Origin of the sequence: Rhodococcus sp. NPDC060086 (assembly GCF_042730275.1) — a bacterium.
Classification (GTDB): domain Bacteria; phylum Actinomycetota; class Actinomycetes; order Mycobacteriales; family Mycobacteriaceae; genus Rhodococcus.
This window is the reverse complement of the sequence record NZ_JBHWWZ010000009.1, coordinates 38,529-57,564: the sequence shown is the minus strand read 5'-3', so window position 1 is coordinate 57,564 and position 19,036 is coordinate 38,529. Positions and strand designations below refer to the sequence as shown.

General features: G+C 67.0%; 19 protein-coding genes. 16 read left to right on the top strand and 3 right to left on the bottom strand.

Annotation, left to right across the window (positions count from 1 at the left end; translation table 11 throughout):
• Window positions 1-138 precede the first annotated feature (138 nt).
• The gene (locus tag ACFWB0_RS08105) at window positions 139-1,692 is read left to right on the top strand and encodes an acetyl-CoA hydrolase/transferase family protein (RefSeq protein WP_378489920.1); all 1,554 of its coding nucleotides are present in this window, start codon (window positions 139-141) and stop codon (window positions 1,690-1,692) included.
• A 10-nt stretch (window positions 1,693-1,702) separates the two neighbouring features.
• On the opposite strand, the gene ACFWB0_RS08100 is transcribed toward ACFWB0_RS08105, so the two are convergent.
• Complete coding sequence (locus ACFWB0_RS08100; RefSeq protein ID WP_378489919.1) at window positions 1,703-2,308, bottom strand: DUF3515 domain-containing protein; 606 nt, start codon at window positions 2,306-2,308, stop codon at window positions 1,703-1,705.
• 110 nt (window positions 2,309-2,418) lie between these two features.
• Between ACFWB0_RS08100 and ACFWB0_RS08095 the strand changes: the two genes are divergently transcribed.
• The 3 genes from ACFWB0_RS08095 (at window position 2,419) to ACFWB0_RS08085 (ending at window position 4,728) form a co-directional block, all read left to right on the top strand.
• Window positions 2,419-3,414, top strand: a complete 996-nt coding sequence (locus ACFWB0_RS08095) for a thiamine-phosphate kinase (RefSeq protein WP_378489918.1) — start codon at window positions 2,419-2,421, stop codon at window positions 3,412-3,414.
• 9 nt (window positions 3,415-3,423) lie between these two features.
• Window positions 3,424-3,945, top strand: coding sequence for a gamma carbonic anhydrase family protein (locus ACFWB0_RS08090; protein WP_378489917.1), 522 nt, complete (start codon window positions 3,424-3,426; stop codon window positions 3,943-3,945).
• 84 nt (window positions 3,946-4,029) lie between these two features.
• Entirely contained in the window at window positions 4,030-4,728 is a 699-nt protein-coding gene (locus ACFWB0_RS08085) for a uracil-DNA glycosylase (RefSeq protein WP_378489916.1), read from the top strand.
• A 36-nt stretch (window positions 4,729-4,764) separates the two neighbouring features.
• On the opposite strand, the gene ACFWB0_RS08080 is transcribed toward ACFWB0_RS08085, so the two are convergent.
• Both ACFWB0_RS08080 and rpmB read right to left on the bottom strand, forming a co-directional pair.
• On the bottom strand, window positions 4,765-5,565 hold the full coding sequence (locus ACFWB0_RS08080; RefSeq protein ID WP_378489915.1) for an enoyl-CoA hydratase/isomerase family protein: 801 nt from the start codon (window positions 5,563-5,565) through the stop codon (window positions 4,765-4,767).
• 87 nt (window positions 5,566-5,652) lie between these two features.
• Window positions 5,653-5,844, bottom strand: a complete 192-nt coding sequence (gene rpmB, locus ACFWB0_RS08075; protein WP_054720034.1) for a 50S ribosomal protein L28 — start codon at window positions 5,842-5,844, stop codon at window positions 5,653-5,655.
• Between the two features lie 191 nt (window positions 5,845-6,035).
• Between rpmB and ACFWB0_RS08070 the strand changes: the two genes are divergently transcribed.
• The 12 genes from ACFWB0_RS08070 (at window position 6,036) to ACFWB0_RS08015 (ending at window position 19,034) form a co-directional block, all read left to right on the top strand.
• Window positions 6,036-7,703: a DAK2 domain-containing protein gene (locus tag ACFWB0_RS08070; protein ID WP_378489914.1), complete on the top strand. Its 1,668-nt coding sequence runs from the start codon at window positions 6,036-6,038 to the stop codon at window positions 7,701-7,703.
• Between the two features lie 44 nt (window positions 7,704-7,747).
• Complete coding sequence (recG, locus tag ACFWB0_RS08065; RefSeq protein ID WP_378489913.1) at window positions 7,748-10,054, top strand: ATP-dependent DNA helicase RecG; 2,307 nt, start codon at window positions 7,748-7,750, stop codon at window positions 10,052-10,054.
• Between the two features lie 271 nt (window positions 10,055-10,325).
• The gene (locus ACFWB0_RS08060) at window positions 10,326-13,727 is read left to right on the top strand and encodes a pyruvate carboxylase (RefSeq protein ID WP_378489912.1); all 3,402 of its coding nucleotides are present in this window, start codon (window positions 10,326-10,328) and stop codon (window positions 13,725-13,727) included.
• Window positions 13,724-14,290, top strand: a complete 567-nt coding sequence (gene rsmD / locus ACFWB0_RS08055) for a 16S rRNA (guanine(966)-N(2))-methyltransferase RsmD (protein ID WP_378489911.1) — start codon at window positions 13,724-13,726, stop codon at window positions 14,288-14,290. The genes ACFWB0_RS08060 and rsmD overlap by 4 nt, the downstream gene beginning before the upstream one ends.
• Window positions 14,287-14,778 (top strand): pantetheine-phosphate adenylyltransferase, encoded by a 492-nt coding sequence (coaD, locus tag ACFWB0_RS08050; protein ID WP_378489910.1) that lies wholly within the window; start codon window positions 14,287-14,289, stop codon window positions 14,776-14,778. The genes rsmD and coaD overlap by 4 nt, the downstream gene beginning before the upstream one ends.
• A gap of 127 nt (window positions 14,779-14,905) precedes the next feature.
• Entirely contained in the window at window positions 14,906-15,664 is a 759-nt protein-coding gene (locus tag ACFWB0_RS08045) for a DivIVA domain-containing protein (protein ID WP_378489909.1), read from the top strand.
• A 163-nt stretch (window positions 15,665-15,827) separates the two neighbouring features.
• Window positions 15,828-16,391 (top strand): YceD family protein, encoded by a 564-nt coding sequence (locus ACFWB0_RS08040; protein WP_378489992.1) that lies wholly within the window; start codon window positions 15,828-15,830, stop codon window positions 16,389-16,391.
• A 2-nt stretch (window positions 16,392-16,393) separates the two neighbouring features.
• Window positions 16,394-16,576 (top strand): 50S ribosomal protein L32, encoded by a 183-nt coding sequence (gene rpmF, locus ACFWB0_RS08035; RefSeq protein WP_006551208.1) that lies wholly within the window; start codon window positions 16,394-16,396, stop codon window positions 16,574-16,576.
• Window positions 16,577-16,587: 11 nt separating this feature from the next.
• Entirely contained in the window at window positions 16,588-17,352 is a 765-nt protein-coding gene (rnc, locus tag ACFWB0_RS08030; protein WP_378489908.1) for a ribonuclease III, read from the top strand.
• Between the two features lie 7 nt (window positions 17,353-17,359).
• Window positions 17,360-18,244, top strand: coding sequence for a bifunctional DNA-formamidopyrimidine glycosylase/DNA-(apurinic or apyrimidinic site) lyase (gene mutM / locus ACFWB0_RS08025; protein WP_378489907.1), 885 nt, complete (start codon window positions 17,360-17,362; stop codon window positions 18,242-18,244).
• A 48-nt stretch (window positions 18,245-18,292) separates the two neighbouring features.
• Window positions 18,293-18,730, top strand: a complete 438-nt coding sequence (locus ACFWB0_RS08020) for an OsmC family protein (protein WP_378489906.1) — start codon at window positions 18,293-18,295, stop codon at window positions 18,728-18,730.
• A gap of 10 nt (window positions 18,731-18,740) precedes the next feature.
• Window positions 18,741-19,034, top strand: a complete 294-nt coding sequence (locus ACFWB0_RS08015) for an acylphosphatase (protein WP_378489905.1) — start codon at window positions 18,741-18,743, stop codon at window positions 19,032-19,034.
• The last annotated feature ends 2 nt before the right edge of the window (window positions 19,035-19,036 follow it).

Here is a 19,036-nt window from a genome sequence, read left to right as displayed (position 1 = left end):
TCGTGCACGACAACTCCGACGTCCACCCGTTGCTCAGTAGTCGTCGCGGCGGCCTACTCTCTGTACGTTACGGTGGTTTCTGTTCTGCGGGCATGGGTAGCGTGAGGGACAGATTGTTACCGCCGCTAAACTGCCCGCATGTCGATCAGCGCTGCCTCCGCTCCCCCGATCTCGAATTCGACTCGGATCAGGAACCGGGATTTTCTCGACAAGGTCGTCTCCGCGGAAGAGGCAGTCCGGTACATCCACCCCGGCGACACCGTTGCGATCAGTGGTTTTGCCAGTGCCGGTACCCCGAAAGCTGTTACCCCCGCCCTCGCTGAGCGAATTCGCCGTGCTCGTGCCGCCGGCGATGACTTCGCCATCGACCTGCTCACCGGTGCCTCGGTGTCGGCCGAGACCGAGCGTCTGCTCGCCGAGACCGATGGGGTCGCGCTACGGATGCCTTACCAGTCCGAGGCCACCGCGCGTGCCTGCATCAATGCAGGACGGATGGACTACGTCGACATTCACCTGTCGCACGTCGCACAGCAGGTCTGGGAGGGCTACTACGGCAGGATCGACGTCGCGGTGGTGGAGATCGCCGGTATCACCGAATCGGGTGAGTTGATCGCGGCGACATCCGTCGGCAACAGCAAGACCTGGCTCGACATGGCCGAGCGGATCGTACTCGAGGTCAACTCCTGGATCCCGGAAGGACTCGCGGGCTGCCACGACATCTACTACGGCACCGCGCTGCCACCGCACCGCACACCGATCCTTCTCACCGGCGTGGACGACCGGATCGGGCAGCCTCACTTCGTGGTCGACCCCGAGCGCGTCGTCGCGGTGGTGGAAACCCACGCACCCGACAGTCCGAGCAAGCTGACCCCGCAGGACGCCACCAGCGAGGCGATCGCGATCCACGTCCTGGATTTCTTCGGCCACGAGGTGGCGGCCGGCCGCCTGCCTGCCGACACCCTGCTTCCCCTGCAGGCCGGGATCGGCAATGTCGCCAACGCGGTCCTCGCCGGCCTGTCCCGCGGCCCGTACCAGGGACTGACCTGCTACTCCGAGGTCATCCAGGACGGCATGCTGCAGCTGATCGAGGACGGCACGGTGCGATTCGCCTCCGCGACCGCGTTGGCGCTGTCGGAGAGCGGGCTCGACAAATTGGTCAACAACATCGATTTCTACCGCGAACGCATTCTGCTTCGGCCCCAGGAGATCAGTAACCATCCGGAAATCGTGCGGCGACTCGGCATCATCGGCATGAACGGAATGCTCGAGGCCGACATCTACGGCAACGTCAACTCCACCCATGTGATGGGCACGCGGATCATGAACGGGATCGGCGGTTCCGGTGACTTCGCCCGCAACGGCTACCTGTCGATGTTCCTCAGTCCGTCCACCGCCCGCAACGGCGCCATCTCCTCGATCGTGCCGATGGTGCCCCATGTGGACCACACCGAGCACGACGTGCAGGTGCTGGTCACCGAGCAGGGCCTTGCAGACCTGCGAGGTCTTTCGCCGCGCCGACGTTCACGGGTGGTCATCGAGAAATGTGCACATCCCGACTACCGCGCGGAGCTGACCGACTACGTCGACCGTGCCGAAGCCGCCGAGGGCACGGGGCACACACCGCACCTACTCGGAGAGGCCTTCGGATTCCATCAGCGGTTCGAGCAGACCGGATCCATGCACGCGCGGTGAGTGAGACGACTCAAGGACCTTCCACCGGAGCCGGGTCGATCTCCTGCTGCGGCAGGACATCGGCCACCGCCGCCGAGATCTCTTGCAGAGGCGTCGGACCCGAGCCGTTCGGGACGGTCAGCGCGACATAGACCGGACGGTCCACGACATACCACGTGCTGGCATCGATACCCTGCTCGGCGCCCGAGACCTCGAACCACTGCACCCCGTCGATGATCTGCAACGCAGCGGCCTGATCGAACTCGGCGGGCCGTTCGAGACCGCACCGCACGACCACCTCGGAGGCATCGGCGGCCTGCCATGCTGCCGCACCGACCGGTGCGGGGTCTGCCAGCTCTGCCCGGGCGAAGTCGCCGATGTCCTGGGGAAGTGCGGCGAGCAGATCGGTGCACGCGCTCGATTCCGCTTCGGGCGCGGGGACCGGTCCCAGCCCCACCGGGCTCGTCACGGGATTACGCGACACCATGACGGCTGCCACGACGATGCCCGTGAGCAGTGCAATGGGAAGCGCGACCGCCGTCGCGATCACCGCGGGGCTACGACGGGGCTCCTCAGCGGCGGTCTCGGTGGCATCCGCCGCAGTCGGATCGGGGTCGGGCGCAGAGTTGTCGTTCATCGTCTTCCCGGAATCGGAGAGTGAGCGGGTAGGAAGGTAGCGTTTGACGACGCTAGCAGGGTGCGCACTCCGCCCGACCACAGCCGATCGAGAAAGAGGCGCCAATCACCGTGTCGAATCCGATCGGTTCGTCCAGCAGCTCCGAGCGGGAACTCACCGTCGCCGAGGTGGGGGAGTTCCCCACGATCGCCCGCGCGGCCTCCGGTCGGCGACAGCCCACCACGACGCTGGTGGGCCCCGGTCACGACGCCGCCATCGTGGCGGCGGCGGACGGCCGGGTCGCGGTCTCCACCGACATACTCGTCGAAGGCCGCCATTTCCGGCTCGACTGGTCGTCACCGTACGACGTCGGGCGCAAGGCCGTGGCGCAGAACGGTGCGGACGTCGCCGCGATGGGAGCGCGACCCATCGCATTCCTCGTGGGGCTCGGCTGCCCGCCCGACACTCCGGTGTCGGTGCTCGACGGGATCTCCGCGGGTATCGGTGAAGCCGCCGAAGCGATCGGTGCCGGCGTAGTCGGGGGAGACCTCGTCCAGGCCGATCAGGTGATCGTGGCCGTCACCGTGCTCGGTGATCTGCAGGGGCGCGCACCGCTGCTGCGTTCGGAGGCGCGCGCAGGCGACATCGTCGCGCTCGCCGGTAGCACCGGAGCGTCCGCGGCGGGACTGGCCCTGCTCGAGGCCGAACACACCGGATTCACTGATCTCGTCGACGCCCACCGGGTTCCGTCACCGCCTTACGAGGCCGGGGTAGGGGCCGTGCTCGCCGGGGCTCATGCAGGTACCGACATCTCCGACGGGCTACTCGCCGACCTCGGGCACATCGCGGTCGCGTCGGCCGTCGCGATCACCGTGGAACAGCACACCGTCGAACCCGGACCACGCCTGACGGCCGCGGCGGAGGAACTCGGAGCCGACCCGTGGGGCTGGGTGCTCACGGGAGGCGAGGATCATGCCCTCGCCGCATGCTTTCCGCCCGAAGTGGAGTTGCCGGACGGGTGGCGACGAATCGGCCGCGTGCACGACGGCAGCGGTGTGACCGTCGACGGCCGGACCCGGGAGTCACCGGGTGGGTGGGAGAGTTTCGGGTCGGCAACCTCGAGATAGGTTTTCGGCATGGCTGTTTACGCGCTCGGCGACCGCACTCCCGACATCCACCCCACCGCCTACGTGCACCCCGACGCGGTGGTCATCGGCAACGTCACCCTCGGCGCTCACGCTTCCGTGTGGCCGACCGCGGTCCTGCGGGCCGACTACGGCCGGATCGTCATCGGCGAGGAAACGAACATCCAGGACGGCACGATCATCCACTGCACCGCGATCGACGACACGATCCTCGGCGCGCGGTGCGTGATCGGCCACAACACCCACATCGAGGGCGCCACGATCGGTGACGGCGCGCTGATCGGGTCGGGTTCGCTCGTGCTCAACGGATCCACGATCGGTGAGGGCGCCCAGGTTGCGGCCGGCGCCCTGATCCCGCCGCGCTTCGAGCTCCCGGCGCGCCGGATGGCGATGGGGATCCCCGCGAAGATCCGTGACGGATTCGAGTTGCCCGAGGGCCACTTCGACGCGAACGCGAAGATGTACGCCGCGAACGCCGACTACTACCGCACGGCGCTGCGTCGTATCGAGTGATCGGGTCGTATCGACTGATCGGGTCGCAGCGATCGGCCCCGAACCGTATCGACAGGCAGACAGATCGACCGAGGAGTTCCTGACGTGAGCGAACAGACAACCGAGCGGGAAGCGAAGCCGTTGTCGGAGATCGTCGACCCGGGCTGGGCGGAAGCCCTCGCGCCCGTCGCCGGCGACATCACCGAGATGGGCACGTTCCTGAGGGCGGAGATCGCAGCCGGACGCAGGTACCTACCCTCCGGCGACCACGTCCTTCGTGCGTTCACCCACCCGTTCGACCGCGTGCGGGTGCTGATCGTCGGCCAGGACCCGTACCCGACGCCCGGCCACGCGGTCGGACTGAGCTTCTCCGTCGCACCGGACGTGCGGCCCATCCCGCGCAGTCTCGCCAACATCTACCGCGAGTACGGCGAAGACCTCGGATTGCCGCAACCCACCAACGGCGATCTGACACCCTGGTCGGAACAGGGCGTGCTGCTGCTCAACAGGGTGCTCACCGTGCAACCGGGAGAACCGGCATCACATCGGCGCAAAGGGTGGGAGGGTGTCACCGAACAGGCGATCCGCGCGCTCGTCGCGCGAGAGACCCCGCTCGTCGCGATTCTGTGGGGTCGCGACGCGGCCACCCTTCGCCCCATGCTCGGCGGTGTCCCTACTGTCGAGTCTGCGCATCCATCGCCGCTGTCGGCGTCGCGCGGATTCTTCGGATCGAAGCCGTTCAGTCGCGCGAACGCGTTGCTGATAGAGCAGGGTGGCGAGCCGGTGGACTGGCGTCTGCCGTAGCGGAGCGGCTCGCGACAGCCCAGCGGCTCGCGACCATCACTGCTGTTCGGCGTTGGCGCCCAGCGACCAGTCGGGGCGACGCTTCTCGACGAACGCGTCCACACCTTCGACACCGGTCGGGGTGGTTGCTGCGGCGGAGATCGATGCAGCCTCGGCATCCAGCTGTTCGGACAATGACCGATGCACGGAATCGTTCACCAGACGGTGGATACCCGCGTAGGCCGCGGTCGGACCGTGCGCCAGGGTGCGTGCGATCCGGAGGGCCTCGCCCTGGATCTCGTCGTCGCCGACGATCCGGCTGAGCAATCCGAGCCGGACTCCTTCCTCAGCGCTGATCACAGCGTCGGTGAGGATGAGTTCGCGCGCACGGGCGAGTCCTACGACGCGCGGCAGAGTCCACGACATGCCGCCGTCCGGGGTGAATCCGATCGACGGGTAGGCGGCCCGCAGCTTGGTTGCGGGACCTGCGAACGCGATATCGGCGTGCAGCACGATGCTCATGCCGGCACCGGCCGCCCAGCCGTGCACCGCGGCGACGACGGGCACCGCGATCGCGTCGAGCGCGCGAACGAAGTCGTGGAAGAGGTTCGCGATGTCGAACAGGTGGGCGCTGCGGTCTTCGGCCGCGGCGAAGCCACGGACGTTTCCACCCGCGCAGAAGTTTGCGCCCTCGCCGACCAGCAGGACAGCGCCGATCTCGGGGCCGGCCGAACGCAGGGCTGCGATGCCCTGCCTCATACCTTCGGGGGACAACGACGTGCCGTGTTCGGCGGTGGCCACGGCGATCCGCAGCACACCGTCCTCCACGCGTACGAGGGACTGTAGGTTTTCGGTCACCGTCGCACCATATCGGTACTGGCGGCCGAACGATCAAGGCCCCCGGTGCATTACGCACCGGGGGCCTTGATTACAACTCAACCGGGATCAGCCGCGAGCGACCTTTCCTGCCTTCAGGCAGGAGGTGCACACGTTCATCTTGCGGGTGTTGCCCGGTGCAACCTGAGCGCGGACGCTCTGGATGTTCGGGTTCCAGCGACGGTTGGTACGCCGGTGCGAGTGCGAGACCGACTTCCCGAAGCCGGGGCCCTTGGCGCATACGTCGCAGACGGCAGCCATGTCGCGAACTCCTTGTGTCTAGTGGATATCTTCTGTCTGTGCGGCCACAGACACGGGGATCGTCGTCACCCGTGTCAGGCAACCGGACCAGCTTAACCATCCGGACTGCGTAAGACCAAACCGGACACGTGATCGCGGCGCAGCTAGGCTTTCCACGAGTGTACGAGTGCGCAGGAAAAGGGGTTGATCGGGTGCTCGAGGTCGGTGAGGGCGTCGACGGTCGAGCGTTGCGTCGGTGGGTCGAGCTGGGGCTGGATACTCTCGGCGAACGCTGCCACGAGATCAACACCCTCAACGTCTTCCCGGTCCCAGACGGAGACACCGGCACCAACCTCCTCGCGACCCTGCGTGCCGCCGCCGATGAACTCGGCGGACCCGTCGACGGTGCGCTCTCGGTAGGAGCGGTCGCCGAAGCGCTGGCCCGCGGCGCGTTCGTCGGAGCGCGCGGCAACTCCGGGGTCATCCTCGCGCAGGGGCTCCGCGGCGTCGCGGACTCGATCGCGGGGCTGAACACCGTCGACGGCCGCGACTTCGCCCGCGCTCTGGACCGCGCCGCCACCACCGTCACCGGTGCGCTGAGCACCCCCACGGAGGGCACGGTCGTCACCGTGCTGCGCGCGGCCGCGGGCGGAGCGGGACGCGCTGTGGTCGACACGAAGTCATTGCAGATCGCCGTCTGGGCTGCCGCGGATGCCGCGGCGACGGCCCTCGAGGACACGACCGAACAGCTCGATGTTCTCGCCGCGGCCGGAGTCGTCGATGCAGGCGGTCTCGGTCTGCTGATCTTGCTCGACTGCCTCGTCGAAATCGTGTCGGGGCAGCGTCCCGACCGTCGTCTGCGCCTCACCAGCACCCCCGTCACGGACGCCGGGGGTCGCGACATCGCGGACCACGCCGTCGTCGAACACGACGGCGTGTCGCAGGACTACGAGGTCATGTACATCGTCGACGGATCCGATCGCGCGCGGATCGGAATGCTCCGAGCCCGGCTCGGCGAACTGGGCGATTCGGTCGCGATCGTGAGTGACGGCTCTGCCGGGTGGTCGGTCCACGTGCATTGCTGCGACCCCGGTGCCGCGGTCGAGGCGGGAATCGCGGCGGGCAGACTGCGACGCATTGCCATCACAGGCTTTGCGCTGGAAGCACACCGTGCGGGGTCGTGTGACCGGAGCGCTCCGGTTCAGCGGATCCCGGTGCCGGGTTCCGGCCGCGCGGTCCTTGCGATCGTGTCGGGCGATGGCGCCGCGGCATTGTTCGACGCCGAGGGAGCCACCGTTCTCTCGGAAGAGACAGCGGCCGACCCCCGCCTGCTGCTCGACGCGATCCGGTCGTTGCCGAGCGCGGACGTCCTCGTCCTCCCCAACGGCTGGGTGCCCGAGCAGCACATCGTCGCGGTGGGAGCCCAGGCCAGAGACGGATACCGGGAGGTGATGTTTCTTCCGAGTTCCTCGATGATCCAGGGACTGGCGTCCCTCGCCGTGCACGACCCGGGGCGCGCGACCGTCGATGACGCGTTCGCGATGTCGGAAGCAGCCGCGGCCACCCGTTGGGGGTCGCTGCGATATGCGACCGAACGTGCCTTGACCTGGGTCGGAACGTGCGAGCCGGGCGACAGTCTCGGGCTCGCCGGTCGAGATGTCGTAGTCATCGAGCATGATCTTGTGGCAGCGGGTGTGTCGCTGCTCGACAAGATCCTCGCTGCGGGCGGTGAGCTCGTGACGATGCTCGTCGGCGACGGCGCGCCCGACGGTCTCGCCGAACAACTGACCCGCTACCTCGACGACCACCACCCCGAACTCGAGGTCGTGGTGTACCAGGGGGGCCAGCGCAGCGACCTGCTGCAGCTCGGCGTCGAGTAGCCGGTGACCTCGGAGGGTCACCGCACGGAACGGAAGGGACGGCAGTGGCGACACTCGCGGACCGCCTCGATCATCTCCTCGGCCGGAAGACCGCCGACAAGTTGTCCGAGGCGTTCGGGATGACCACGGTGGAAGACCTGTTGCGGCACTACCCGCACCGCTACGCCACCCAGGGCGCCGAACTGGGCGACACCCAGCCGGTCGAGGGCGAACACGTGACGATCATCGCCCGTGTGGAGAAGGCCGACGAGGTCAGGATGAAGAGCAGGCCCGGTACACGGCTGGCTGTGGTGCTCGTGTCCGACCGGCACAAGATCGATGTCACCTTCTTCAACCCGCACAAGGTCAAATACAACATCAAGCCCGGTGTGCGCGGCATGTTCTCGGGCACCGTCAAATACTTTCGCGACAAGTGGAGCCTGGCGCATCCGAGCTATGTGATCCTGCCCGAACCACGCGAGCCCGAAGTCGGCGGCGCCGCGCCCGCATCGGTGCGGGTTCGTGGAGCCGGTGCGTTGGCGGGATTGGCACGCAGCGCACAGGGCGGCGACGGCATCGACATGTCGATCTTCGATCGGGCACTGATCCCGATGTATCCCGCCACCCGCGATGTGGAGTCGTGGACCGTGATGCGGTGTGTCCGGCAGGTGCTCGATCAGCTCGACTCCGTCGATGATCCGCTCCCGGACGGGGTGCGCGGCGAACACTCCCTGATCGGACTCGACGAGGCGCTGCGCACCATCCACCTGCCCGATTCCAAAGACGACGTCACCCGAGCGCGGGAACGGTTGCGGTTCGACGAGGCCGCCGCCGTGCAGCTGGTGATGGCCCGTCGGCGCCACGACGTCGAGGTGCGCAGCGCACCGAAGTGTCCGCGCAGGCCGGATGCGCTCGCGGACGAGTTCGATCGCCGGTTGCCGTTCGAGCTGACCGAAGGACAGCTGTCGGTGGCCGAGGAGATCTCCGCGGATCTGTCGCAGGACCACCCGATGAACCGGCTGCTGCAGGGCGAGGTGGGTTCCGGCAAGACGATCGTCGCGTTGCGGGCGATGCTGCAGGTGATCGATTCCGGTCACCAGTGTGTACTGCTCGCGCCCACCGAAGTTCTCGCAGCGCAGCACGCACGCTCACTCACCGCGATGCTCGGCGACCTCGCCGCTGCAGGGGAGCTCGGCGCCCACGCGCTCGCCACCCGAATCACGCTCCTGACCGGCTCCATGAAGACAGCGCAGAAGCGGCAGGCGCTGAACGAGGCGATCACCGGCGACGCGGGCATCGTCATCGGCACCCACGCTCTCATCGAAGACAACGTCGACTTCTTCGACCTCGGACTGGTCGTGATCGACGAGCAGCACCGATTCGGTGTCGAGCAACGCGACAAGTTGCGTTCCCGCGGCCGCGACGGCGCGGCCCCGCACGTCCTGGTGATGACCGCGACACCGATCCCGCGGACCATCGCGATGACGGTGCTCGGAGATCTCGAAGTGTCGACCCTGCGTGAGTTGCCGAGGGGGCGTTCCCCGATCGTCAGTCGTGTGGTGCCGGCGAAAGTTCATCCGACGTGGGTCGATCGGGCATGGGAACGCATCCGTGAAGAGGTCGCGGAAGGACGTCAGGCGTATGTCGTGTGCTCGCGGATCGGCGACGGAGATGCCGACGACGACGCTGCCTTCGACCCTGCCGCCTTCGAACTCCTCGACGAGACCGCCACCGGGAAGAAGGGCAAGCAGAAGCCGCCCGACACCAAATCGGTGCTGCAGCAGTTCGACGAACTGACCAGCGGTCCGCTGGCCGGCTTGAGTGTCGGATTGCTGCACGGGCGGCTCCCCGGTGACGAGAAGGACACGGCGATGCGCGACTTCGGGTCGGGCGCGATCGACGTGCTGGTGTGCACCACGGTCGTCGAGGTCGGCGTCGACGTACCGAATGCGACGGTGATGGTCATCGTCGATGCCGACCGGTTCGGTGTCAGCCAGCTGCATCAGCTTCGTGGCCGTGTCGGGCGAGGCGGTCATCAGGGCCTGTGTCTGCTCATCACCGACACCAAACCCGGAAGTCCGACGATGGCCAGACTCGAGGCGGTTGCAGGCACGACCGACGGCTTCGAACTCGCCCAGCTCGATCTGCAGCTGCGTCGTGAAGGAGACGTTCTCGGCGTCGCCCAGTCCGGAACGGTGTCGACCCTGCGCCTGTTGTCGCTCGTCGACGATGTCGAGGTGATCGCCGCCGCTCAGCGGTTCGCCCGGGAGATCACGGACGAAGATCCGGAGCTGAAGCACCACCCGGGCCTCGCGAGCATGGTGGACGCTGCGCTCGATACCAGCAAGACCGAGTTTCTCGAGAAATCCTGATCGAGGACGCGGGGGCCGTCGGTCGCGCAGTGTCTCGGACCGTGGACTGTCGGTTACAGAAAAGCGGTCTCCGCGGACCGGCACAAGCCCTCGATGTTCATTCGGAGGTAGCACGCCCGGCGTGTTCTGTTACGGCTCTGGGACTCTGCAGATTGCCGCGATGTTTCCTCAGCGACGACTGCATCGTTACAGTCCCGCATCAACGCGGGATTGTCTCGAGATGTGGAATCCCGGAGGAGGAAGTGCTGTTCGGGCGCGGTACCGTCGTGCAATGTTCTCCAAAGTGCTTGTCGCCAATCGAGGCGAGATCGCAATCCGCGCCTTTCGCGCTGCCTACGAACTGGGTGCAGAAACGGTCGCGGTGTTTCCGTACGAAGACCGCAAGTCCCTGCATCGCCTGAAGGCCGACGAGGCGTACCAGATCGGCGAGGAAGGCCACCCCGTGCGGGCATACCTTTCGGTCGACGAGATCGTCAGTGCAGCCGCGTCGGTGGGCGCCGACGCGGTCTACCCCGGCTACGGCTTCCTGTCCGAGAACCCGGACCTCGCCGCGGCATGCGATCGGGCGGGCATCACCTTCGTCGGACCGTCCACCGAGATCCTCGAACTGACCGGCAACAAGGCGCGTGCGATCGCGGCGGCGAAGGCGGCGGGCCTGCCGGTGCTGGCATCGTCGGAGCCGTCTGCGGATATCGACGCGCTCGTCGCGGCCTCGGAGACGATGACATTCCCGGTGTTCGTCAAGGCCGTGGCGGGTGGCGGTGGACGCGGTATGCGACGTGTCGCCGAGCCCGCGCAGCTGCGCGAATCGATCGAGGCGGCGTCCCGCGAGGCCGACGCGGCATTCGGTGATCCGACCGTCTTCCTCGAGCAGGCCGTGGTCAACCCTCGCCACATCGAGGTGCAGATCCTGGCCGACAAGCACGGCAACGTCATCCACCTCTACGAGCGGGACTGCTCGGTGCAGCGCCGCCATCAGAAGGTCATCGAGCTTGCACCGGCCCCCAACCTGGACCCGGAACTCCGCGACCGGATCTGCGCGGACGCCGTCGCGTTCGCCGAGCAGATCGGCTACCAGTGCGCGGGAACGGTCGAGTTCCTCCTCGACGAGCGCGGCAAGCACGTCTTCATCGAGATGAACCCGCGCATCCAGGTCGAGCACACGGTGACCGAGGAGATCACCGATGTGGATCTGGTGCAGGCGCAGCTGAGGATCGCCTCGGGCGAGAGCTTGGCCGACCTCGGTCTGAGCCAGGACGCGATCCGCATCCACGGTGCGGCACTGCAGTGCCGCATCACCACGGAGGATCCGGCCAACGGTTTCCGTCCGGACACCGGCCGCATCACCGGCTACCGCACCCCGGGGGGTGCAGGTATCCGTCTCGACGGAGGCACCTCGGTCGGCGCGGAGATCTCGGCGCACTTCGACTCGATGCTGGTCAAACTCACGTGCCGCGGCCGCGACCTCGAGGCCGCCGTCGCCCGCGCCCGTCGCGCGGTGACCGAGTTCCGCATCCGAGGTGTGGCGACGAACATCCCGTTCCTCCAGGCCGTCCTCGACGACGAGGATTTCCGCGCGGGTCGCGTGACGACCTCGTTCATCGAAGAGCGCCCGCATCTGCTGACGCAGCGACGCTCGGCCGACCGTGGCACGAAGATTCTCGAATACCTCGCCGACGTCACGGTCAACAAGCCGCACGGCGAGCGGGTCGCGACGGTGTACCCGCACGACAAGCTCCCTGCGATCGACCTGTCGGCGCCCCCTGCGCCCGGGTCGCGGCAGCGCCTGCTCGAACTAGGCCCCGAAGGTTTCGCGCGGGCGCTGCGCGAACAGAAGGGCGTCGGCGTCACCGACACCACCTTCCGCGACGCACATCAGTCGCTGCTCGCGACTCGCGTGCGCAGCAAGGACCTGCTCACGGTGGCCGGTCACGTCGCTCGCATGACCCCCGAACTGCTCTCGATCGAGGCGTGGGGCGGCGCGACCTACGATGTGGCGCTTCGCTTCCTGCACGAGGACCCCTGGGAGCGGCTCGCGGCGCTGCGTGAGGCGATCCCCAACATCAACCTGCAGATGTTGCTGCGCGGCCGAAACACCGTCGGATACACCCCGTATCCGGAGGCCGTGACGCGCGCGTTCGTGCAGGAGGCCGCCGACACCGGCATCGACATCTTCCGCATCTTCGATGCGCTCAACAACGTCGACCAGATGCGTCCGGCGATCGACGCGGTGCGCGAGACGGGCACCACGCTCGCCGAGGTCGCACTGTCGTACACCGGCGACCTGTCGAATCCGAACGAGACGCTCTACACGCTCGACTACTACCTGAAGCTGGCCGAGCAGATCGTCGACGCCGGCGCGCACATCATCGCGATCAAGGACATGGCGGGTCTGCTCCGTGCTCCCGCCGCGGCCACTCTGGTCAAGGCGCTGCGCAGCAACTTCGATCTGCCGGTGCACGTGCATACCCACGACACTCCGGGCGGTCAGCTCGCGACCTACGTCGCGGCCTGGCACGCCGGTGCCGACGCAGTCGACGGCGCCTCTGCGGCGCTCGCGGGCACCACGAGCCAGCCGGCATTGTCGGCGATCGTCGCGGCAGCGGCGCACAGCGAATTCGACACCGGCCTCGATCTGCAGGCCGTGTGCGACCTCGAGCCGTACTGGGAGGCACTGCGCCGCGTGTACGCACCGTTCGAGTCGGGCCTGCCCGCGCCGACCGGCCGCGTCTACACGCACGAGATCCCCGGTGGACAGCTGTCGAACCTCCGTCAGCAGGCCATCGCGCTCGGTCTCGGAGATCGGTTCGAGGATGTCGAGGCCGCCTACGCCGGCGCCGACCGACTGCTGGGTCGCCTGATCAAGGTGACGCCGTCGTCGAAGGTGGTCGGTGACCTCGCTCTGCACCTGGTGGGTGCGGGCGTATCGGTCGAGGACTTCGCGGCCGAGCCCGGCAAGTTCGACATCCCGGATTCGGTCATCGGGTTCCTGCGCGGCGACCTCGGAACACCGGCCGGTGGCTGGCCGGAGCCGTTCCGTTCGAAGGCGCTCTCCGGGCGTGGCGAACCGAAGCCCGAAACGCCGTTGACGGACGAGGAGGAGAAGGGCCTGGCAGGGTCGTCGAACGAGCGTCGCCGCACCCTCAACCGGCTGCTGTTCGCCGGACCGGCCCGCGAGTTCGAGCAGCACCGCGAGCAGTACGGCGACACCACCGAGTTGTCGGCGAACCAGTTCTTCTACGGACTGCGGCACGGCGAGGAACACCGCGTCAAGCTCGGCAAGGGCGTCGAACTGCTCATCGGGCTCGAAGCGATCTCCGACGCCGACGCCCGCGGTTTCCGCACCGTGATGTGCCTGCTCAACGGGCAGCTTCGCCCGGTGTCGGTGCGTGACCGGTCGATCGCCAGCGAGGTCCCCGTGGCGGAGAAGGCAGACCGCAACGATCCGGGTCATGTCGCGGCTCCGTTCGCGGGCACGGTCACGCTCGTCGTCTCCGAGGGCGACAAGGTCGCGGCCGGGGACACGGTTGCCACGATCGAGGCGATGAAGATGGAAGCGGCGATCACGGCGCCCCGCGGCGGGCTGATCACCCGCATCGCCGCCGGACCCGTCCAGCAGGTTGAAGGTGGAGATCTGCTCGTGGTCGTGGCGACGGAGGCCGGCGCCGAGTGACACGTATCGTCGCCGGTCGAGCCGGGGGGCGGCGCCTGACGGTGCCGCCCCGCGGTACTCGCCCGACATCCGAGCGGGTGCGCGAGGCACTGTTCAGTTCGCTCGATGCACGGATGGATCTCGACGGGGCAGTCGTGCTGGACCTCTACGCGGGGTCCGGCGCGCTCGGCCTCGAAGCACTGTCCCGAGGGGCGTCGCACGCGATGCTCGTCGAATCCGATGCGAAGGCGTCCGCGGTGATCCGCGACAACATCACCGTCATGGGGCTGCCCGGTGCGGTGCTGCGCTCCGCGCCGGTCGCCGCTGTCCTGGCAGCGGGTGCCGACCGCGAATACGACATCGTCTTCGCGGATCCTCCGTACGCGATCGCGGAGGACGCGGTGGCCGAGGTGCTCACCGCGCTGGTGGATCACGGTTGGGTGGGGGAGGGCTCGATCGTCGTGCTCGAACGCTCCACACGGGCGCCGGAAACCACGTGGCCCACGGGTTTCGAGGTCGGCCGGATCCGGAAGTACGGCGAGACACGAGTGGAGATCGCCGCCTGTTACGGTGCTGACTCATGAGCCGCGCGGTATGCCCAGGATCCTTCGACCCGGTCACCAACGGACACCTCGACGTCATCGCCAGAACCGCGGTGCAATTCGACGAGGTCGTGGTCACCATCGTGATCAACCCCAACAAGCAGGGCATGTTCACAGTGCCCGAGCGCCTCGAGATGCTCTCCGAAGCCACCTCACACCTCGGTAACGTGCGCGTCGACTCGTGGCAGGGGCTGCTGGTCGACTACGCGACGGCGAACGGGATCTCCGCGATCGTCAAGGGGCTGCGCGGTGCCAACGACTTCGACTACGAGCTGCAGATGGCGCAGATGAACCACAAGCTCACCGGTGTCGACACCCTGTTCGTGGCCACCAACCCGGTCTACAGCTACCTGTCGAGTTCGCTCGTCAAGGAGGTCGCCACCTACGGCGGCGACGTCTCCGACATGTTGCCCGACGCGGTGCACAAGCGACTCCTTGCGCGCATCGCCGAGCGGGCCGTAGGCAAGTAGCTCCCTTCACGCCACCGAACCGTGATCCGACACACCGGCGCATGGACCGGAGTCGGAGCCGAAGCTGCGGCAGACTGGACTCAGCGCGGTCGCAGCGGCCGGGTCGACGGATCAGATTGGGGTTGGCGTGTACCGGGTATTCGAGGCACTCGACGAACTTGTCGCGATCACCGAAGAGGCACGAAGCGTTCCCATGACGGCGAGCTGCGTGGTCCCGCGCGGCGATGTGCTCGAGCTTCTCGACGACGTGAGGGACGCACTTCCTGCCGAACTGGACGACGCTCAGGACGTTCTCGACCATCGCGACAAGCTGGTCGGCGACGCGCGGGTTCTGGCGGACAAAACGGTCGGTGATGCCGACGAGGAAGCGCGCACCCTGCTCGAGGATGCCCGAGCCGATGCCGACCGCATGCTGTCCGACGCCAAGGCGCAGGCAGATCGCATGGTCGGCGAGGCTCGCGCGCACGCCGACGAACTGGTCGCCGATGCGCAGGCGGAGACGGATGCGCTCATCGCCGACGGTAAGCGGCAGTACGACGCCGTCACCGGTCGGGCCCGCTCCGAGGCAGACCGCATGATCGAGGCAGGCAAAGCTACCTACGACAGGTCTGTCGCCGATGGTCAGGCCGAGCAGGCACGGCTGGTGTCGCAGACGGAAGTCGTGCAGTCGGCGCACGCGGAGTCGGCGCGGGTCATCGACAGTGCCCACGCCGAATCCGATCGGTTGCGCACCGAGTGCGACGAGTACGTCGACAGCAAACTCGCCGAGTTCGAGGAAGTCCTCGACACCACGCTGCGGTCGGTCGGTCGTGGTCGTCAGCAATTGAGGACTTCGGGCAGGCCGGACTATGCCGAGGCGGACCACCGGGCATCGTGGCGACGGTGACACATCGCGGGTAGTAAGGCACCCGCTTTTTCGTGAATTGCAGGGTCGTCGCGTACCATTGAACGGTTGCCCAGTGAATTCGCACTGACCTCTGTTCGAAAGTGAGATCGACGTGTCTACCCACCGCTCCGGTACGCGGCATCCCGAACGGGAAGCCGGTCTTGTGCTGGATACGCTCTCTCTGGGGCGTCGTCCCGGATCGATGCGTACGGTGCAGCGGCTCGCTCCGTCTCCGTCGCGCCTCGGACTCGATCTGATCGCGATCGAGAAGGGCAGCGAGATCGACCTCGACCTTCGGTTGGAGTCGGTGTCGGAGGGTGTTCTGGTGACCGGTACAGTTCGTGCCGACACCGTCGGTGAATGCTCTCGATGCCTCGAGCCGTTCACGGGCGAGGTGAGTTTGTACCTCACCGAGCTGTTCGCCTACCCGAACAGTGTGACCGACCAGACCGCGCAGGAAGACGAAGTCTTTCGGATCGAAGACGATCTGATCGATCTCGAGCCTGCGATCGTCAACGCGGTCGGATTGGAACTTCCGTTACGTCCGTTGTGCACCGACGACTGCGCGGGACTGTGCTCGGAGTGCGGCATTCGCCTGGCGATTGCGGAATCCGGGCACGGACATGAAATAATAGATCCTCGCTGGGCTGGGTTGGCAGCCGCGTTCGGCGCAGGCTCCGAAGAATCCAGCAGTGCATCCGACAGCAAGAACAACGAGGAGAAGTAGACGTGGCCGTCCCCAAGCGCAGAATGTCGCGTTCCAACACCCGGTCGCGGCGCAGCCAGTGGAACACCACTGCGCCCACGCTCGTGACCTGCCCGAACCGCGGCTGCGGTGAAAAGAAGCTGCCGCATGTGGCGTGCCCGTCGTGTGGCACCTACAACGGCCGTCAGGTGACAGCGCCCGTCTGATCGGTACATACGTGACGACCAAGTCGATCGAAACCGCACCCGAGGGCGGCGAGGGAGAACATGCATCTCTTCTCGCCGCCCTCGGTGTCCCGGTGGCCCCTGACCTCTTGACCCTGGCGTTGACCCACCGCTCGTACGCATACGAGAAGGGTGGTCTACCCACCAACGAACGACTCGAATTCCTCGGCGACGCCGTCCTGGGTCTGTCCGTGACCGAATATCTGTATCTGACCCACCCGGACAAACCCGAAGGCGAACTCGCGAAGATTCGTGCGAGCGTCGTCAACATGCATGCGCTCGCCGAAGTGGCGCGCGAGCTCGGTGAAGGCGGCCTGGGCGTACACCTTCTGCTCGGCAAGGGCGAGGAGATGACCGGCGGTCGCAACAAGGCGAGCATCCTCGCCGACGGAATGGAGTCGTTGCTCGGAGCAGTTCATCTGCAACACGGCATCGAGGTCGCCCGCGAGGTGGTCCTGCGGCTGTTCGCCGAATTGCTCGACCGTGGCCCCCGCTTGGGTGCGGGCCTCGACTGGAAGACCAGTCTGCAGGAGCTCACCGCGGAACGCGGTGCCGGCGTGCCGGTCTACGAGATCACCGCAACCGGTCCCGACCACGACAAGGAATTCACGGCTACCGCTCTCGTGGCAGGAAAGCCCTATGGTGTCGGTGTGGGCCGGACCAAGAAGGAAGCCGAGCAGAAGGCAGCCTCCACCGCGTGGCAGGGATTGTCGAGCGAGGGAGACAAGAACTCCGATACCTCGACCGGGTCGAACTGATCCTGCCGTGCCCGAACTTCCCGAGGTCGAAGTCGTTCGCCGTGGGTTGAGTACCCACGTGCTGGGCGCCACCATGGAGTCCGTCGAAGTCCTGCACCCGCGGGCCGCGCGGCGCCACGAACCCGGCCCGCGTGATCTCGCTCTGCAGCTGACCGGTCAGACCGTCTCTGCTGTCGAACGGCGCGGAAAGTACCTCTGGCTCGTGCTCGAACCGACGGACCTGGCGGTGGTCGTCCATCTCGGGATGAGCGGTCAGATGCTGGTGCAGCCACCCACGGTCCCGGATGAAAAGCATCTGCGTATCCGCGCGATGCTCGACACCGGGGCCGACCTGAGATTCGTCGATCAGCGCACATTCGGCGGATGGGCACTCGCACCGCTCGTCGAGGTCGACGGTGATCGAGTACCGTTGCCCGTCGCGCACATCGCACGGGATCCGATGGATCCACGATTCGATCCGTCCGCGGTGGTGAAGGTCTTGCGCAGCAAGCACACCGAGATCAAACGCGCATTGCTCGACCAGACCGTCGTCTCCGGTATCGGCAACATCTACGCGGATGAAGCACTGTGGCGCGCGCAGATCCACGGCAACCGCCCGACCGACAAACTGACCGGACCGAAACTGCGCGCCGTCCTCGCTGCCGCCCACGACGTGATGGCCGAGGCGCTCGATCAGGGCGGCACATCATTCGATGCGCTGTACGTGAACGTCAACGGCGAGTCCGGCTACTTCGAGCGTTCCCTGAACGCGTACGGCCAGGAAGACATGCCGTGCCCGCGATGCGGCGCACCGATCCGGCGCGAGAGATTCATGAACCGCTCGTCTTATTCGTGCCCGCGCTGTCAGCCCCGGCCACGCGGCATCCGGATCGGCGCGGCCGGCAACGTGTGAGGCCCCGTCCTGCGCGCGGTGTCAGGACCGCATGGCAGGATTTCCCGCATGGCTGACCAGAACTCCGCGACCACACCCACCGAGCTGTGGGTCGAACGCACCGGCACCCGCCGCTACACGGGACGCAGCTCCCGCGGCGCCGAGGTACTCATCGGCTCCGAGACCGTCGACGGTGTCTTCACCCCCGGCGAACTGTTGAAGATCGCGCTGGCCGCATGTTCCGGAATGAGCTCCGATTTCCCCCTGTCGAGGCGGCTCGGCGACGACTACGACGCGACCATCAAAGTGTCCGGCGCGGCCGACCGCGACAACGAGGTCTACCCGCACCTCGAGGAAGAACTGGTCCTCGACCTGTCCGAACTCGACGCCGAAGCGCAGCAGCGACTCGTTGCGCTCGTCGAGCGGTCCGTCGACAAGGTCTGCACCGTCGGCCGCACCTTGAAGGCAGGCACGAAGGTGTCGTTGACCGTCACCGCGGACGTATAGAGGAGACGCTGTGGCATCGGAGTCGTCGGACAGCACGGAACGCCTCACGGCCTGGGTACACGGTCGGGTCCAGGGCGTCGGCTTCCGCTGGTTCACCCGTGCCCAGGCGCTGGAACTCGGACTCGTCGGCCACGCCACCAATCACCCGGACGGGCGGGTCCTCGTGATCGCCGAGGGGCCGCGTCACGCACTCGAGATGCTGCTCGAATGGCTGCGGTCCGATCTGACGCCGGGGGAGGTCACGCTCGTCGTCGAAAGCTGGGAACCGGCGCGCGGCGGCCTCACCGGATTCGTCGAGCGCTGACG

Bases quoted from the DNA above. Each gene is read 5' to 3' on its own strand.
- ACFWB0_RS08105 (WP_378489920.1), top strand. From the start codon at position 139: ATGTCGATCAGCGCTGCCTCCGCTCCCCCGATCTCGAATTCGACTCGG.
- ACFWB0_RS08100 (WP_378489919.1), bottom strand. From the start codon at position 2,308: ATGAACGACAACTCTGCGCCCGACCCCGATCCGACTGCGGCGGATGCC.
- ACFWB0_RS08090 (WP_378489917.1), top strand. From the start codon at position 3,424: ATGGCTGTTTACGCGCTCGGCGACCGCACTCCCGACATCCACCCCACC.
- rpmB (WP_054720034.1), bottom strand. From the start codon at position 5,844: ATGGCTGCCGTCTGCGACGTATGCGCCAAGGGCCCCGGCTTCGGGAAG.
- ACFWB0_RS08060 (WP_378489912.1), top strand. From the start codon at position 10,326: ATGTTCTCCAAAGTGCTTGTCGCCAATCGAGGCGAGATCGCAATCCGC.
- coaD (WP_378489910.1), top strand. From the start codon at position 14,287: ATGAGCCGCGCGGTATGCCCAGGATCCTTCGACCCGGTCACCAACGGA.
- ACFWB0_RS08020 (WP_378489906.1), top strand. From the start codon at position 18,293: ATGGCTGACCAGAACTCCGCGACCACACCCACCGAGCTGTGGGTCGAA.